The sequence below is a fragment of the Saccharomonospora azurea NA-128 genome, assembly GCF_000231055.2.
Taxonomy (GTDB): Bacteria; Actinomycetota; Actinomycetes; order Mycobacteriales; family Pseudonocardiaceae; genus Saccharomonospora; species Saccharomonospora azurea.
In genome coordinates this window covers 3,090,886-3,106,841 of sequence record NZ_CM001466.1, presented here as the reverse complement: position 1 = coordinate 3,106,841, position 15,956 = coordinate 3,090,886, and the positions used below count along the sequence as shown (strand labels likewise).

Annotated in this window: 14 protein-coding genes; 9 read left to right on the top strand and 5 right to left on the bottom strand. The window is 72.3% G+C overall.

The window, feature by feature from the left end; translation table 11 throughout:
- The first annotated feature begins 64 nt into the window (after positions 1-64).
- From SACAZDRAFT_RS14065 to SACAZDRAFT_RS14055, 3 genes are all read left to right on the top strand, one after another.
- A complete protein-coding gene (locus SACAZDRAFT_RS14065) occupies positions 65-1,240 on the top strand; it encodes a septum formation family protein (RefSeq protein WP_005442784.1) in 1,176 nt (391 codons plus the stop codon).
- 3 nt (positions 1,241-1,243) lie between these two features.
- Entirely contained in the window at positions 1,244-1,594 is a 351-nt protein-coding gene (locus SACAZDRAFT_RS14060) for a metallopeptidase family protein (protein WP_005442782.1), read from the top strand.
- Between the two features lie 66 nt (positions 1,595-1,660).
- The gene (locus SACAZDRAFT_RS14055; RefSeq protein ID WP_005442780.1) at positions 1,661-2,908 is read left to right on the top strand and encodes an MFS transporter; all 1,248 of its coding nucleotides are present in this window, start codon (positions 1,661-1,663) and stop codon (positions 2,906-2,908) included.
- Here SACAZDRAFT_RS14055 and pheA read toward each other — a convergent pair.
- Entirely contained in the window at positions 2,886-3,791 is a 906-nt protein-coding gene (gene pheA / locus SACAZDRAFT_RS14050; RefSeq protein ID WP_005442778.1) for a prephenate dehydratase, read from the bottom strand. The genes SACAZDRAFT_RS14055 and pheA overlap by 23 nt on opposite strands.
- A 110-nt stretch (positions 3,792-3,901) precedes the next feature.
- Here pheA and SACAZDRAFT_RS14045 point away from each other — a divergent pair, with 110 nt between their 5' ends.
- From SACAZDRAFT_RS14045 to SACAZDRAFT_RS23385, 4 genes are all read left to right on the top strand, one after another.
- Entirely contained in the window at positions 3,902-4,513 is a 612-nt protein-coding gene (locus SACAZDRAFT_RS14045) for a macro domain-containing protein (protein ID WP_040927989.1), read from the top strand.
- A gap of 141 nt (positions 4,514-4,654) precedes the next feature.
- The gene (coaA, locus tag SACAZDRAFT_RS14040) at positions 4,655-5,587 is read left to right on the top strand and encodes a type I pantothenate kinase (protein ID WP_005442774.1); all 933 of its coding nucleotides are present in this window, start codon (positions 4,655-4,657) and stop codon (positions 5,585-5,587) included.
- A gap of 171 nt (positions 5,588-5,758) precedes the next feature.
- Positions 5,759-8,428, top strand: coding sequence for an AfsR/SARP family transcriptional regulator (locus SACAZDRAFT_RS14035; RefSeq protein ID WP_232286274.1), 2,670 nt, complete (start codon positions 5,759-5,761; stop codon positions 8,426-8,428).
- 114 nt (positions 8,429-8,542) lie between these two features.
- On the top strand, positions 8,543-8,686 hold the full coding sequence (locus tag SACAZDRAFT_RS23385; protein ID WP_005442769.1) for a hypothetical protein: 144 nt from the start codon (positions 8,543-8,545) through the stop codon (positions 8,684-8,686).
- Position 8,687: 1 nt separating this feature from the next.
- On the opposite strand, the gene SACAZDRAFT_RS14030 is transcribed toward SACAZDRAFT_RS23385, so the two are convergent.
- Together SACAZDRAFT_RS14030 and SACAZDRAFT_RS14025 are read right to left on the bottom strand one after the other, a co-directional pair.
- Entirely contained in the window at positions 8,688-9,836 is a 1,149-nt protein-coding gene (locus SACAZDRAFT_RS14030; protein WP_005442767.1) for a hypothetical protein, read from the bottom strand.
- Positions 9,833-12,085, bottom strand: a complete 2,253-nt coding sequence (locus SACAZDRAFT_RS14025) for a coiled-coil domain-containing protein (RefSeq protein WP_005442765.1) — start codon at positions 12,083-12,085, stop codon at positions 9,833-9,835. The genes SACAZDRAFT_RS14030 and SACAZDRAFT_RS14025 overlap by 4 nt, the downstream gene beginning before the upstream one ends.
- Before the next feature lie 157 nt (positions 12,086-12,242).
- On the opposite strand from SACAZDRAFT_RS14025, the gene SACAZDRAFT_RS14020 reads away from it, so the two are divergent.
- Both SACAZDRAFT_RS14020 and SACAZDRAFT_RS14015 read left to right on the top strand, forming a co-directional pair.
- Entirely contained in the window at positions 12,243-12,536 is a 294-nt protein-coding gene (locus SACAZDRAFT_RS14020) for a hypothetical protein (protein WP_005442763.1), read from the top strand.
- A 33-nt stretch (positions 12,537-12,569) separates the two neighbouring features.
- On the top strand, positions 12,570-13,217 hold the full coding sequence (locus SACAZDRAFT_RS14015; protein ID WP_005442762.1) for a response regulator: 648 nt from the start codon (positions 12,570-12,572) through the stop codon (positions 13,215-13,217).
- 29 nt (positions 13,218-13,246) lie between these two features.
- On the opposite strand, the gene SACAZDRAFT_RS14010 is transcribed toward SACAZDRAFT_RS14015, so the two are convergent.
- Entirely contained in the window at positions 13,247-14,392 is a 1,146-nt protein-coding gene (locus tag SACAZDRAFT_RS14010; protein WP_005442761.1) for a GAF domain-containing sensor histidine kinase, read from the bottom strand.
- Between the two features lie 14 nt (positions 14,393-14,406).
- On the bottom strand, positions 14,407-15,956 hold a 1,550-nt coding region (cydC, locus tag SACAZDRAFT_RS14005), incomplete at its 5' end, for a thiol reductant ABC exporter subunit CydC (protein ID WP_005442760.1).

Sequence of the window (15,956 nt, the reverse complement as noted above, 5' to 3'; positions counted from 1 at the left end):
AAGACCGCGGGCCATGCGGTATGTCACCTTAGCCACTCGCTCACGAGCGCAGGCCGGAACAGGCATGATGGTGCTGATGTCCGACCAGCCTGCTCACCGGCCCGACGACCCGGCCCTGCGTACCCGCGTGTTGATGGGGGGTGCCTTCGTGGGTGCCCTCGTCGCGATGGCACTCAGCTGGATTTTCTCGTGGGTACCCGAAGACCCGCAGGTTCTGGCGGAACGGCAGGCCGAGGAGAAGGCCGAGCAGGTGGCCAAGGTGCGCGAGGCGGCCTTCCGCTCCCCGCCCGGCAGTTGTCTGAACTGGACCGAGGCGGACGCGGGCGACGTGCACAAGGTGTCCTGTGACGGAGAGCACCTGTTCGAAGTCGTCGGCGTCGCGGATCTGAAGTCGGAACACGGTCCGAAGGCACCCCCGCCGGACGACAAGGCGTGGCGGGAGCTCACCAAGGAACACTGCGGACCGCTGGTCGAGGACTATCTCGACGACCCGCTGGACCCCGAGGGCAAGCTGAGCATCGGTGTGCTGCGCCCCGACGAGAAGCAGTGGGCGAACGGCAACCGCACGCTGCACTGCGGGCTCCAGTGGGTCGGCCCCGGCGGCGGCCTCCAGGTCCTGACGGAGCCCGCGAACGACCTCGACCAGTCCTACGTCTGGGAACCCGGCACCTGCCTCGCACTGGTCGACAAGACTGTCGGCGATCCGATCGACTGTGACACGCAACACTCCTACGAGATCGTCGCCACGGTCGACCTCTCCGACGAGTTCGACTCCTACCCGTCGGAGGACGAGCAGAAGGAGTGGCTCGAACCGAAGTGCGCGAAGCTCGTGCACAAGTACACCGGCGGCAAGGACGTCGAGGCGCTGGCGAAGGACGGGCTCATCCTGAGCTGGGACACACGTTCCGAGGAGAGCTGGGAGGCCGGTTCCACGCTCGTCAACTGCAAGGTCGGCGCCACGCTGGAGGACCACAGCGGGCTCGCGCCCGTCCAGGGCAGTGTGAAGGACAGCGACGAGAAGGACGACAAGAAGGACGGGGACGACGGCGACGACAAGGGCGGGGACGACAGCAGCGACAAGGGCGGCCAGGACGGCGGCGCGGCGGACGGCGACGGCGAGAACGCCGACGGCGGCTCGTCGGACGGCGGGGACGGCGAGAACGACGCGGGCGGCGACGCCCCACAGGAGGACGGCGCAGGCCGGCCGAGCTCGCCCGGGGGCCAGGAAAGCGGTGGTTGAGACATGCCCGTCGAGATGAGCCGGAAGCGGTTCGAGGAACTCGTCGCCGACGCCCTCGACCAACTTCCCCCGGAGTTCGCCGCGGCGATGGACAACGTCGTCGTTCTCGTCGAAGATCACCATGAGCGGGAGCACGACCTCCTCGGGCTCTACCACGGCGTCGCTCTGACCGAGCGAGGTCACGACTACGGGGGCGTGCTGCCCGACCGCATCTCGATCTACCGGGAGCCGATCCTGGCGATCTGCGAGACGGAGGAGGACGTCGTCGAAGAAGTGTTGATCACCGTCGTGCACGAGGTCGCCCACCACTTCGGCATCGACGACGCCCGGCTGCACGAACTCGGCTGGGGGTAGTCCGATGAACCGAGTTCCCCGGTCGCCCCGCACCGACGCGACCGGCGATCCGTCGCCGGGTACGCGATGAGCGAGCAGTCCGTTCCGCAGACCAGGCGCTTGAACCTTCTGGTGGGCTCCAGCGCCTTCGCCAACCTCGGCGACGGCATCGCGAAGGTCGCGTTCCCGCTGCTCGCCGTCCAGGTGACCCAGGACCCGCTGCTGATCGCGGGGTTGTCGGCGGCCCAGTTCCTGCCCTGGCTGCTCTTCGGTGTGCTGGCGGGTGCGCTGCTCGACCGCATCGACCGCCGCAAGGCCGTCGTCGTCGCCAACTCCGTCCGCGCCGCGGTGGTGGGCCTCGTGGCGCTGCTGGTCCACCTCGACGCGACGAGCATCTGGCTCGTCTACGTCGCCGCGCTGCTGGTGGGCACGGCGGAGACCGTGGCCGACAGCGCGACCAACGTGCTGATCCCGGCCGTCGTGGAGCGCGGTGGTCTCGCGGGCGCCAACAGCAAGCTCCAGGCCGCGGAGATCGTGGGGCAGACCTTCCTCGGCGGCCCGGTGGGCAGCCTGACGTTCGCGCTGTTCGCGGCGTTCCCCTTCGCCATCGACTCGGTGGCGTTCGCGCTGGGCGCGGTGCTGCTGGCGGTGCTGCCGGGCAGCTACCGCCCCGAGCGGGGGCAAGGTGAGTCGACGGCTTCCACGGCGCCCACGGCGTCCGTGCGGGCCGACATCGTGCACGGCCTGCGCTGGGTTCGCCACCATCCCGTGGTGGCGCGTCTCGTCCTCGTCGCCGGCCTGACCGCGCTGATCAGCGAGATGGCGCAGGCGCAGCTCGTGCTCTACGCGCTCGACGACCTCGGCCTGAGCGAGGCGGCGTTCGGGGTGTTCGGGTTCGCCGGAGGCATCGGCGGGCTGCTCGGCGCGGCGGTGGCGTCACGGCTGCTGGACCGCCTGGGCGACACGAGCACCCTGCTGATCGGGCTGGTGGGCTGTGGAGCGACGTTCCTCGCCATGGGCCTGGTGACCGATCCGATCGTCGCGGGCGTGCTCTTCGCACTGTTCGCGGCGGCGATCGTGGTCGTCAACGTCCTACTCGCCACCGCCCGCCACACCCTGGTGCCGGAGGAGTTGCTGGGCCGGGTGCTCGGTGTGTGGCGCACGGTGGTGTGGGGATCCCTGCCCATCGGCGCGCTGCTCGGCGGGCTGACGACCCGGTGGCTCGGCACGGCGGGAGCGACGTTCGTCCTCTCCGGGGCCGGGATGCTCGTGGTGGCGGTGATCGCGTGGGTGTCGGTGCGCGACCACGAGCTCACGCCGACTCGCCACTCCTGACCGTCTCGACCCACCGGGCCGCGGCGGCGAAGTCGGCGTCGGACGCGTCGGCACCCACGGTGGCCCGCACACCGTCCGCACGCGGATGCGAGCCGAGGAAGCGGACCTCGCAGCGCCGCTTCAGCGCGGCGAGCGCGTCGCCGATCCGCGCTTCGGCGACATGGCCCTCGAAGTCGAGGAAGAAGCGGTAGAGCCCGAAGTTGCCCTTGATCGGCCGCGCGTCGAGCCGGGTCAGGTTGATGCCCCGCGACGCGAGTTCGGCGAGGAGTTCGAGCAGCGCGCCGGTGCGGTTCTTGGTGGAGGCCACGATCGAGGTGCGGTCGGCCCCCGTCGGCTCCGGCAGCGGGCCGGGAGGCGTCAGCAGCAAGAACCGCGTCCGCGCGTCGGGGACGTCGGCCACCCCTTCGGCGAGCACCCGGAGCGGATAGGTGCGCGCGGCCACCGGAGCGGTCACCGCCGCGTCGTACTCGCCGTCGCGCACCGCCACGGCGGCGGCGGCCGTGGACGACGCCACCACGGGCCGCGCCTCCGGCAGGTTGCGCTCCAACCAGTGCCGGACCTGCGCGAGAGCATGAGGATGACTCGCGACGGTGCGGACCTTCTTTACGTCCGGCCGGGTCAGCACGCTGAAGTGCACCGGCAACAACGCCTCCGCCACCGCCACCAGCGGTGAGTCCTCGGCGAGGCCGTCGAGCGTCGCGGTGACGGGGCCCTCCACGGAGTTCTCCACCGGCACGCACGCGAACTCGGCGTCTCCCTTACGCACGGCGGTCAACGCGGCGGGGATCGTCTCCACCGCGACGAGTTCCTGATCGGTGGCCAGTTCCAGGGCGGCCTGCTCCGAGAACGTCCCGACGGGGCCGAAGAAGGCGATGCGCGACATGCGTCAGAGGCTACGCCGGAGCCGAGATGAGACGATCCTCACCCGCACTGCGCGTCCAGGTGGTTGGATACGTGGTTACCACCGGCAGGGTTTTTTGCCATGCTGTGGGCGTGACCGCCGAATCAGGCACGCACACGTGGAACGGCACGGGCGCAATGACCTCTTCCGCAGTCCCGGAGCTGGTGTTGTGCGCAGTCGACGACTCCCTCGCCCAGGCCTGGCACGACGTCGCGGGCGCCGTGGACGGACCGGTGCGGGTGCACCGGGGTTCGGTGCTCGACATCCGCGCGCAGGCGGTGGTCAGTCCCGCCAACAGCCACGGCTGGATGCGCGGCGGGGTCGACGCCGTGTACACGCAGGCCTTCCCCGGTATCGAGCAGCAGGTGCGCAGCACGATCCTCGCCTATCACGGCGGAGAACTACCGATCGGTGAAGCCGTCGTCGTCCCCACCGGGGAGCCGCTGCCGGAATGGTTGATCAGCGCGCCGACGATGCGGGAACCGGGCGAGCGGCTGCCCGACGACACGGTGCACCCGTACCTCGCGGCCCGCGCGGTGTTCCTGCTGTGGCGAGACGGCCAGTTCGAGCACGGCACGCGGTTCCGTGACGTCGTGGAGACGATCGCCATGCCGGGGCTGGGCACGGGTGTCGGCGGGGTGTCCCCTCGCGTCTGCGCCCGCCAGGTGGCGGCGGCCTGGGACGAGGTTTTCGCCCGGCGCTGACGCGCACCGGCGACGGCGATTCACATCACCGTCGTGCGTGTAGAACGTCACAACCCGCCACGCCTCGACAACACTTACCGTTGAATGCGCGTGAATTGCCGATGTACGGCGCCGGCCCATCGACGGGCGAGGAGTGAGCGAATGGCGCGGGTCCGTGAGCGCAGTCCCTACGTCGAACTACAACGTGACCAGTGGCGTGAACTGCGTCGTTCGACTCCGTTGCCGCTGACCGCCGACGAACTCGCGGGGCTGCGCGGCCTGGGCGAGCAGATCGACCTCAACGAGGTCGCGGAGGTGTACCTCCCGCTGTCGCGCCTGATCAACCTGCAGGTGGCGGCACGTCAGCGGTTGTACGAGGCCACGACCACCTTCCTCGGCGAGGAGTCGCGCGGCACCAAGGTCCCGTTCATCATCGGCGTCGCGGGCAGCGTGGCGGTGGGCAAGTCCACCACCGCCCGCATCCTGCGCACCCTGCTGGCGCGCTGGCCGGACCACCCGAGAGTCGACCTCGTGACCACGGACGGCTTCCTCTATCCGCGGGAGGAGCTGGTCCGCCGGGGCCTCATGCACCGCAAGGGGTTCCCCGAGAGCTACGACCGCCGGGCGCTGCTCCGCTTCGTCACCGAGGTCAAGTCCGGTGCCGAGGAGGTCAGGGCCCCGGTCTACTCGCACCTGGCCTACGACATCCTCCCCGGCGAGGAGCAGGTCGTCCGCAGGCCGGACATCCTGATCCTCGAAGGGCTCAACGTCCTGCAACCCGGCCCCCGGCTCACGGTGTCGGACCTGTTCGACTTCTCGATCTACGTCGACGCCCACACCGCCGACATCGAGCAGTGGTACATCGAGCGGTTCCTGAAGCTGCGGCACACGGCGTTCGCCGACCCGGCGTCGCACTTCCACCACTTCGCCGGTCTACCCGACGACGAGGCCCGGGCCGAGGCGCGGCACCTGTGGAAGACGATCAACGAGCCGAACCTGGTGGAGAACATCCGCCCCACCCGGCCCAGGGCGACGCTGGTGCTGCGCAAGGACTGCGACCACTCGATCAACCGCGTCCGGCTGCGCAAGTTGTAGGCACCACGTCGACACCTTCACCCGGACCGGTGACTGTCCGAGTGGTCGAACCCCGGGTGCGGCCCGACCATGGCCCGTGTGAGCAAGGGCCCGCCTCCCCCATTCGTCAGCGTTCTCGGCCCCCTGCGCCTCAGCCGGCGGGGGGTCGAGCAACCGATCAACGACCGGGCCATGCGCGCTGTCCTATCGGCCCTGGTGGCCGACGTCAACCGGGGCGTGCCCGCCGACGCTCTCGTGGGGCTCGTGTGGGCCGCCGACGAGCGACCGGCCCATCCGGTCGACGCCCTCGACGCCCGGATCTCGCGCCTGCGCACCCTGCTGGCGCCCGAGGCGGACATCGCGTGGACGGCGAGCGGGTGCGTGCTCACCCTGGATCCCGAGCTGCTCGACTCGGTGCGTTTCGAGCGCATGGTGGAGGCCGCGCGCTGGTGCGCGGCTCGGGAGGCGGTGTCCATCCTGGAGCGCGCCCTCGCGCTGTGGCGCGACGACCCGCTGCCCGACCTGCGGAGGGACGGCATCGACCACGCCGAGGCCACGCGGCTGCGGCAGCTGCGGGCGCTCGCCGTGGAATCCCTGGCCGCGCACGAGCTCGAACTCGGTCGCGTGGAGCACGCGGCGGGGCGGCTGCTCTCCCTGCTGTCGGCGGAGCCGCTGCGGGAACGCGCCTGCGCCCATGCGATGTGGGCCCTGCACCGGCTCGGCATGACCGACGACGCCGCCGCGTGTTACGACCAGCTGGTCGAGCGGCTCGCGGACGAGCTCGGCGAGGGGCCGAGCACCGAGCTGCGGGAGACCTATCGCGCCGTGACCGGACGGGAACCGGCTCCGCTGACCCGGGCGGTGCGGGCTCTCGGCACGACGTTCATGGGCCGCGGGCACGAACTCGCTCGACTGTCCACGATGTTCCATCGCGATCGGCTCGTCACCGTGACCGGCGCGGCCGGGGGCGGAAAGACCCGGCTCGTCCTCGAAGCACTGGCCACGACGGAACTGCCCACGACGGTCGTCCGGCTGTCCACAAGCGATCCCGCCGAGGTGGTCGACCGGGTGGCGACCGCCGTGGGCCTGCACGCGCGGGGGCCCGGCGACGCCGACGACCTCGCCGGGGTGCTCACCGAGTACCTGTGCGGACGGCGACACGTGCTCGTCCTCGACGGGTGCGAGCGGGTGCTCACCGCGGCCCGCACGCTCGTGCGTCGCCTGCGAGCCCGGTGTCAGCACGTCACCGTCGTGGTGACGAGCCGGGTCCGGCTCGGCCTCGCGGGCGAGTGCGTGCTGCCGCTGGGCCCGCTGGCCCGGGACGGGGTGCGCGACGTCCTGGAGTCACGTGCCGGGACGCTGCTGCGCGACCGGGCCTGCCGCATCCGGCCCGACTATCCACGGGACGCCGCCGACGCCGAGGCGGGCCGCACCGCCCTGCACCGGGCCGAGTGCCTGCCGCTGAACATCGAGGTCCTCGCAGCCCGCGTGGTCGACGCCGACGGGGTCGACGATCCGGCGGAGTCGCAGGCCTGGCCGACCGACCTCGCCGAAGGGGCGTGCGCCCGGCTCACCGCGGCGCACCGCGATGTCCTCGGGGCGCTGACGGTGTTCGGCGGCGACATCCCTCGCGAGGCCGCCGAGGCGGTGGCCGGGTCCGAGGGTGCGGTGGGCGATCCCCTCGCCGAGCTCGCGCGGGCAGGCCTGCTCTCCCCCACCACCGACTCCCACCTCCGGATGCCCGACCTGGTGCGCAGGCACGCCCTGGGGTGGTTCGCGGGCACCGAGGCCGAACACAAGGCCCGGCAACGGCATGCGCTGTGGTGCGTCGACGCCCTCACCGCGGCGTCCGCGCCCCCGGACGACGACCTCTCCGGGTTCCGGCGGTTGGACCGCATGCAGGACGACGTGCGCGCGGCACTGCGCTGGGCCGTGGTGGAGCAACCCGCCCTCGCCGCGGATCTCACCGGCCTGCTCGGATCGCTCACCCGCTACCGTCCCGTGCCCTCGCTGCTGTCGTGGCAACTCGCGGTGGCGCGCGACCCCGACCCCCGCCTGTCACGCCACCCGCTGGCGGCGGCCTCCGGTGCGGACGCCGCGCTCCGGTGTGGACTGCCCGAGGAAGGCCTGCGCCTCGCCGCCCGGGCCGCCGAGCTGGCGACCACTCCGCACCAGCGGTGCGCTGCCGTCCACACGCTGATCAGCGTGTACCACGACCTCGGCGACACCGACCGCACGGCGACGGTGTGCCACGAACTGCTCGCGCTGCCCGAGGTGCCCGACCACTGCAGAGCCGACGCCCACGCGTTCCTGTCACTGGTGGCGACGCGCGTCGGACACCACCACGAGGCACGGCGCAACGCGGAGTTGGCGACCCGGTTCGCCCGCGAGTGCTCCCCCGGTCGCAGCATCGCTCTCGCCGCCTACGCCGAGGGACGCGCCGCGCTGCTCACCGACCTCGGCCGGGGAGCGGACCTCCTCGCCCGCGCACGCGTGCGGGCCAAGGCCGCGGCGGCCACCTGGATCACGGCGTCGGCGGGCACCGTGCTCGCCGAGGCACTGCTGACCCTCGGGCGCGTCCCCGAAGCCGCCAAGCTGGCGCAGCTCACCCTCGACGACTGGCAACGCATGCGGGCGCCTCGACAGCTTCGGGCGTGCGTCGACGTCGCGGCCCGCTGCGTGGCGTCGACCGGCGAGAGATCCGGTGTGCACGCCCTGGTGCATGCCCAGCAAGAACGCAGCACGTCCGAGAACCTCGCCCTGGCCAGAACGGCCCGGGCCGTCGCGGGTGCTCTCGCGGCGACGTTCGGTTCGGCTCGCCCACACCCGCACCTCGAGGAGCGATCCCGTGACGATGTCTAGGTCGATCGGCCGAAGGAGGCCACAAGCACCAACCATCTGGCCGATACCCGCGCACACCTCCACGCCCGACCCTGGACAGGAGACGACACACCGGTTCGGCAGGGGGCGACCACGATGATGGCGGACATTATGACCTGGGTAGGCGGGATGCTGGGCGTGGCCGTGCTGTCGGTGATGGCCGTCGGCCCGATGGCGCTGGACGTCCACGACACGCGGCGTCGGCGCTCGACTCCGTCCTCGGAGACGCCCACCCGGTGACTCAGCCGGCGAGCACCTTGGGCAGGGCGACGCGGGCCTTGCGGAGTTCGTCGCGCAACCGTGTCTTGCGCTTGTGGCGGGCGAGCAACTCGGCCAGGTAGGCGGAGAACTCCGCGGACGCGCCCGCACGCCGGTACAGCAACCGCAACCTCCGCAGTTGGCCGGCCGCACGTTCGTAACACTGCGAGTTCCGGGACTCGATGAGCCGTTCCACGCATTCGCGGTAGAGCGGGATCAGATCGGAAGGTTCGTGTCCCGCCGCGGCCTTCCACGCCTCGTCGAACCGGTTGCCGCGCAGTAGCGCCTCGACGTCGGAGGTGTCCACAGGCGACTGCCGCGTTCGCACGCGTTCGAGCGCCTCGACCACTCCACCCGCGGTCTCGGTGCGGCTCGCCGCGCCGTTGCCCAGCGCCTTCGCCGCGTGCGCGATGGCCTCCGAGTGCCGTCCCGCCGCCCTGAGCACGCGCACGATGCGCAGGCTGACGTCGAGCCGGGGCAGCTCCTCCGACAGCAGGCTCACCACCGTGTCGACGTCCGAGGTGATCTCGGCGATCTCCAGCCGCAGAGCGCGGGCGACGCGCATGCGCATCGGATCGCCGCCGTCCTCGTCGTCCACGGGAGAGTCGGCGAGGACCGCGTCCACGGCCGCCCTGACCTGGGCGATCCCGTCGGCACCGAGCGCTTCGGCGAAGTCGGCGAGCCGCACCTCGCACCGGTCCGGGCGCTCGAAGGCGAGTCGGACGATCCACTCGGCGAGTTCCGTGGCGGGCGGTGGGTGGGCGGTGCAGGCTCGCGCGTAGAGCGACACCGCGCGTCCGAGCTGCTCGGTGAGGTGCGGCGAGGGATCCTCGCCGTCCCGCACGGCCGCCGCGAGACGGTCGGCCGTCCTGCGCGCCAGCGAGGTGACATCGGCGGACGTCCCGGCGTCGAGCAGCCGGGCGACCGTGTCGAGCACCGAGTCGAACTGCACGCCGTCCGCCTGGGCGGCACCGTCGTCGAGCACGGCACGGGTGGGTTCCTCCGTCTCCCGAAGCGTGCTCAGCCGTCGCCTCAGCTCCTCATCCCGATCGGCCTGCTCACAGAGGACGTCCACGAGCGTCTCGACGTCCAGAGTGAGGAGGAACGCGCGCAGGTCCGATCGACGACTCACCCGGCTATCGTGCCATCCGGCGTGGACTGGTTGATCACGGTCAGGGCCCAATCGGTGGCGGACTGTTGCCTCTGCTGCGGAATCAGCACCTCGCCGAGGCGCCGCACCACGAGCCCACCCTGTGCGTGCAGGGCGTTCACCGCGCCGAGCGGCGTGCCCGTCGGGGCGGTACGGACCGCGCCGAGGTCCGCCACCAGGTACAGCACGTCCCTGGCCCGGGCGATGCCGGAGATGAACGAGCGCACCCGGTCGTGCCAATCGTCGGTGGTGAGGTCGAGGACCACCGTGCCGAACTCGTGCCCGGTGACCGTCGTCGCCGTCCCCACGTCGACGGTGAACGTGTCGTGCAGGACGGCCCGCCACTGCTCGACCGCCTCGGCCGACGGCACGAGCACCGCCCCACCGTCCTCGGAGATCAGCTGCACCAGCGCCGCACGCTCCACCGGTGCGCCGGCCGTGTCGAGCAGGACCACCTCCGTGTGCCGGTCCTGGGCGCACGACAGCGCGGAGTACCCGATGTTGTCGGCGATCGCCTGCACCGCGGGCCCGACCCGGTACTGCCGGGTCAACACGGCACAACCGGGGTGGGCGTGCGCGTCGGACGGCGTGAGGATGCCGCACTGGCTGAACGGCGTGGACAAAATCCACTGCGCGACCTCGGGCCGCTCCTCCAACGCAGGAGGAGACACCTGCGGCCACGGCTGGGCGAGATCGCCGAACACCACGGCCGTCTCGCGGGCCTGCGCCACGGCCAGCAGCACGTCGCACAGCCGCGCCGACCCGGCGTCGTCGACGAGGACCACGTCGAACGCGCCCTGGGTGGCGGGAAGCCCCGCCAGCGTCGTGACGACGACGCGCTCCGAGGTCCACGATCGCGCCTCCTCCGCACACCGGCGCTCGTGTCCACGTTCCCCGATCCACCACAGGCGCTCCTGGAACCGGCCCCGCAGCGCGGATCGGTGACGGCCCCGTTCCCGCAGCGCCTCGCGGTCGGCATGGCGCCGCGGGAACGCGCGGGCGAGGCAGTCGGCGTAGTAGCGGTGGTCGGCCTCGTCGCCGATCCCGGCCGAAGAGAGCCGCATCAGCTCGTCGCGCACCAGGTCGAGCTTCGCCCTCGCGTCCGCCTCGGCGCGTTCGACCACACTCGCGTTTTGTGCAAGGCGCTCCAGCTCGGCGTCGAGCTCCCTGATGTCGTCGGACACGGTGTTCACGCGCCGCCGGCAGTCGTCGATGCGCGCGACGAGCCCGCGCCGCTCCTCCTCCGCCGCCCGCAGCTCGTGCCGGTCGGTCTTCCGTCCGCGGAAGAGCAGGCTGCGGTTGCGGATTCGGTCGCGCAGCTCGTCGAGGCGTTGCTCGACCCTCTCCAGCTGCTGGGTGAGTACCCGGGCCTCGGCTCGGCGCGCGTGCTCGCCGGCCACCCTGTCGCGCGAGCGCTCAACGCGTCGCACGGCCTCCGTCGCCTCGGCGGCATCCCGCGCGAGCTCCCCGTGCTGCCTGCGCAGTTCGGCGAACTCATCTTCCAGCACGGCGACGCGCTGCGCGTTCTCGATGCGCCGCTCGGCGGCGAGGAACGCCTCGTGGTCGTAGTCGGCGAGCTCCTCGTCGAGCCGGACGAGCTCGGCCTCGACCTCGGACAGCATCGCGAGATCCTGCTGAAGGGGGAGGCGCTCGTCGTCGACGGCGTCCAGCGATGCCCGCGCGGCGAGGGCCTCCTCGGTGACCAGCAGCACGCGCTTACCGTGCCGGGCCAGCTTCGCGGCGGCCCGCGCGGCGACGTTCGACTTCCCACTGCCGGGAGGGCCCCACACCAGGTGCAGACCAGGCACGAAGCACGTCGAGTAGGCGTCGTCGCCCGCCGGGTCGAGCCGTCCCTCGGCGAGCCGGTCGGCCAACGGCGCGTCACCCACCTGCCGCAGACCCCGCGCGAGCCTGGACAGGACGTGCGTGCGGGTGCACTCACGCGCCCACGCTCGATCGCACTCCGGCGGCAGCGGGCCGACGTCGTGCAACCACAGCACGCCCCGCGAGAACTCCGTGCTCACCGGCACCGCCGTGCCCTGCCGGGGACCGTCCGCACCGGCGAGGCGGACATCGTTCCACGGCTGAACCCGACGCCCTCGAAGGTCGACCAGGACGTCGCCCTCGCCGGTCCGCCGCAGCGGACCCAGCACGTTCCACTCCACGGCCCGTCGCGCGTGTTCGAGCTCGGCCTCGACCGCGCTGGCGGCCTCTTGACGCCATTCGGTCATGCCACCCCTTTCGGTCCAGCCGAGTAAACCAAGGGCACGCCTGACCAGCGCTTCGAGTAATCCCTGCGGGTTACGCTCTGCATCCGGGTGCGTGACCGTGCGGAGTGGGGTCGGGCGCCTACGCTCGCGAGAACACCGACCAAGGGAGACGGCGACCGTGCGCTGGGAACTTCGCAAAGGAGAGCGGCTCGTCGGGACACTCACCTACGAGGGCTCCGACATGTTCTGGCACGCCTGCCGCTTCGAACCCGGCCCAGCGTGGCCGGAGTTCGCCCCACTCTTCGACGCCCTGAACAGCGCCACCGACCGGGGCGACGACGACGCGCTCCACGACGCGGACCAGGCGATCAACGCGGCGGGGCTCGTGCTCGACCCCGGCACGGGGGAGCCCCCGGTCACCGACTTCCTCGTGAGCATCGAGGGCGAAGCCGCGGGCGTACGGTTCGGCTGAGGTCGCCCCCGGCCGACGACTACGCTCGACGGCATGGCGATCGAGGTGCTCCTCGTCGACGACCACGAGGTCGTCCGTCGCGGGTTGAAGGAGCTGCTGAGCGACGAGCCCGACATCGAGGTGGTCGCCGAGGCCGGAAGCGCCGACGAGGCGCTGGCCGTGGCCATGCACCTCGAACCCGACGTGGCCGTGGTGGACGTCCGGCTCGGCGAGAACGAGACCGACGGCATCGCGCTCTGCCGCGAGCTGCGGTCGCGCCCCGGCGGGCCGCGGTGCCTCGTGCTCACCGCGTTCGACGACGAAGAGGCCATGGTCGGCGCCATCATGGCGGGCGCCTCGGGTTACCTGCTCAAGCAGGTGCGCGGGCAGGACGTGGTGAACGCCGTGCGGGAGGTCGCGGCCGGGCGTTCCCTGCTCGACCCGCTCACCACCGCCCGGTTGCTCGACAAGATGCGCAACCCGGTGCAGCGCGATCCGATGGCGGCGCTCAGCGAACGGGAGCGCAGCGTTCTCGAACTGATCGGGCAGGGGCTGTCGAACCGCGAGATCGCCGAGCAGCTCTTCCTCGCCGAGAAGACCGTGAAGAACTACGTGACGTCACTGCTGGCCAAGCTGGGCATGCAGCGGCGCACGCAGGCCGCCGCGTGGGTGGCCCGCTACGGTGGCCGCCCGCAGCGCTGAACGGCGCTGACCGTACCGACGCCGGGCGGTCAGGACCGCAGCGGGAGGTCGAACGCCACCAGCGTGCCCATGCTGGGCGAGGAGTTCACGGAGAACGTCCCGCCCGCGCCCTCGGCGCGTTCGGCGAGGTGGCGCAACCCGCGCTTGGCGACGTCACGCGGCACACCGCACCCGTTGTCGCGCACCCGCAGTCGCACACCGGCGTCGTCGCGGTGCAACGTCACGCGCACCTCGCTCGCGCCCGAGTGCCGGACCACGTTGGACAGCGCCTCGCGCAGGGCCGCGCGGACGTGGTCGGCGCGCTCGGCGGGGATGTCGGCCAGCTCACCCGACAGCTCCAGCGTGGGCGGGTAGCCGAGCAGCTCGCCCGCGATGCGCACCTCGCCACGCGCGGACTCCGCGAGGTCGGTCTCCTTCGCGACCGGCTCCCTCGGCTCGATCTCGGTGGTGCGCAGCTCGCGCACCGTGCCGCGGATCTCCTCGATGGTGGCGTCGAGCTGGTCGATCGCCTCGCCGAGCCGCGCGCCGTCGGCCTGCGCGAACCGCCACCGCATCCGGCGTCGCACCCGGTCGAGCTGCATGCCCGCCGCGTACAGCCGCTGCACGATGACGTCGTGCAACTCGCGCGCTATGCGTTCGCGCTCCTCGTACAGCGTGAGGCGGTGCCGGGCGTTGGCGCCTTCGGCGAGGGCGAGCACGACCCCCGCCTGTCCCGCGAACGCCGTGAGGACCTCGATGGTCTCCGGCGCGAACGGCTCCGCGCCCTTCTCCCGGTAGACGGTGAGCGCGCCGAGCAGCCGCCCGCCCTGCCCGAAGGACGCGGCCGCGAACGGCCCGTAGGAGTGCAGGACGTCGGGAACGAACCGGGAGGTGCGAGGGTCGCTCGTCACGTCGTCGGTGACGACGGTCTCGCCACCGGCCGCCACCCGTCCCGCGGCCGACTCGGCGGGCAGCACGACACCGAGCAGGTCCCGGTGGTCGGCGCCGTACGCCGACTCGACCGTGACGCTGCCGTCGTCGGAGCGCACCATCACCAACCCGAGGTCGGCGTCGGCGAGTTCGGCGGAGTGCCGCACGACCGTACCCAGCACCGTGCCCGGATCGACGTCGGACAACGCCGACGCCGTGATCTCGGTCGCCGCAGCCAGAGCCCGCGCAGCCAGATTCGGTTCCATGAGCAAGGCCCAGTTTATGTCCGATCACCCGCTCTCATCCTGGGGCCGATGTCCCGTCGGACACCGTGGACACGGACGCGGCCGTCGGCGACCTCCCACACCACGTCGGCGTCGGCGGCCTCCTCGGGGCGGTGGGTCACGTGCAGCACGGTGCGCCCCGCCAGCGCGGTGCGCAGGTTCGCCAGCACCGTCCGGGCCGTCTGCTCGTCCAGGTGCGCGGTGGGCTCGTCGAGCAGCACCACGTCGCTGTCGGCCGCGGCGAGCACCGCACGGGCGAGGGCCACCCGGTGCGCCTGTCCCCCGGACAGGCCACGACCGGCGTCCCCGAGCACGACGTCGAGGCCGAGCTCGGCGAGGCCCGCGGTGATCAACGCCTCCCGCAGGCGGTCGTCGTCGGCGTGTGGGTCGGCCAGGCGGAGGTTCTCTGCGACCGTGGTGGACACGAGCTGCGGCTCCTGGGGCGCCCAGGCCACGCGTTGCGGAACGACGGCGCGGCCGTGTTCCGGGCGGAGGAACCCGAGCACGACGGCCAACAGCGACGACTTGCCCGCGCCGGACGGCCCGACCACCGCGACGTGCGCTCCGGGTTCCACGTCCAGGTCGACGTCCCGCAGCACCGGTGTCGCGGCGCCGGGCCAGCGCACGTCCACGGACCGCAGCCGCACCGCACCGCCGTCCACCCGCTCGACCGTGCCGAGGGGACGTTCTTCGTCCGTTTGCTCGTCCGGCAGCTTGTGCGGGGCCGCGTCGAGCGTGGTCGCGAGTCGCTTCCGCGCTCGGCGCAGCGCCTCCCAGTGCTGCGCGGCGGGCGGCAGCATCGCCAGCGCCTCGGCCAGGGCGAGCGGGACCAACGCGAGCACGGGCGCGAGCACGGGGTTCAGTGTTCCCGCACCGATAGCGTCGGCGGCCAGCACTACCCCGGCGACGGCCGCGAGCCCGGTCGCCACCGTCACGACCGCGTCGGCGGCGCCCTCGCCCCACGCCTGCCTGCGTTCGAGCGCGGCCAGCGCGCCGTCACGCTCGGCCAGCTCCGCCCCGTGTGCCCCGTGTGCCCCCAACCCGACAAGCTCCCCCGCACCCTCGAACCACCCGAGCACCCCGGCGGCCACGTCCCGGCGGCCGTCCGTCAGGGTCCCGGTCCCCCGCCGGTCGAGCAGGACGGCCAGCGCCGGCGCGCCCACGCCCGCCACCAGCACGGCGGCGGCCAGGGCCCACCCCGCCTCGGGCAGCACGGCCGCCTGCACCGCGATGGCCCCCAGCGCGACGATCGTGACCACGCCGAACGGCGTCACCGCTCTGGGCAGCAGGTCGCGCACGGTGTCCACGTCGTCCACTAGCTCACCCAGGCTCTCGCCGTGCCGCGCCCGCATGCGGGCCGGGCCGAGCCGCACCAGCGACCGCCACAACCGCTCCCGCAGGCGCGCGGCCACGCGGAACGCCCCGTCGTGAGTGACCAGCCGTTCGAGGTAGCGCAGGCCCGCACGCGCGAGACCGAACGTGCGCACACCCACCACGGCCACGGTCAGCGTCAGGATCGGCGGCTGCTGCGAGGCCTTCGCGATGA

What these genes read in the sequence shown, in the direction of transcription:
- SACAZDRAFT_RS14060 (WP_005442782.1), top strand. Translation starts at nt 1,244, where the DNA reads ATGCCCGTCGAGATGAGCCGGAAGCGGTTCGAGGAACTCGTCGCCGAC.
- SACAZDRAFT_RS23385 (WP_005442769.1), top strand. Translation starts at nt 8,543, where the DNA reads ATGATGGCGGACATTATGACCTGGGTAGGCGGGATGCTGGGCGTGGCC.
- SACAZDRAFT_RS14065 (WP_005442784.1), top strand. Translation starts at nt 65, where the DNA reads ATGATGGTGCTGATGTCCGACCAGCCTGCTCACCGGCCCGACGACCCG.
- SACAZDRAFT_RS14015 (WP_005442762.1), top strand. Translation starts at nt 12,570, where the DNA reads ATGGCGATCGAGGTGCTCCTCGTCGACGACCACGAGGTCGTCCGTCGC.
- SACAZDRAFT_RS14055 (WP_005442780.1), top strand. Translation starts at nt 1,661, where the DNA reads ATGAGCGAGCAGTCCGTTCCGCAGACCAGGCGCTTGAACCTTCTGGTG.
- SACAZDRAFT_RS14010 (WP_005442761.1), bottom strand. Translation starts at nt 14,392, where the DNA reads ATGGAACCGAATCTGGCTGCGCGGGCTCTGGCTGCGGCGACCGAGATC.
- SACAZDRAFT_RS14035 (WP_232286274.1), top strand. Translation starts at nt 5,759, where the DNA reads ATGCGCGCTGTCCTATCGGCCCTGGTGGCCGACGTCAACCGGGGCGTG.
- coaA (WP_005442774.1), top strand. Translation starts at nt 4,655, where the DNA reads ATGGCGCGGGTCCGTGAGCGCAGTCCCTACGTCGAACTACAACGTGAC.
- SACAZDRAFT_RS14025 (WP_005442765.1), bottom strand. Translation starts at nt 12,085, where the DNA reads ATGACCGAATGGCGTCAAGAGGCCGCCAGCGCGGTCGAGGCCGAGCTC.
- pheA (WP_005442778.1), bottom strand. Translation starts at nt 3,791, where the DNA reads ATGTCGCGCATCGCCTTCTTCGGCCCCGTCGGGACGTTCTCGGAGCAG.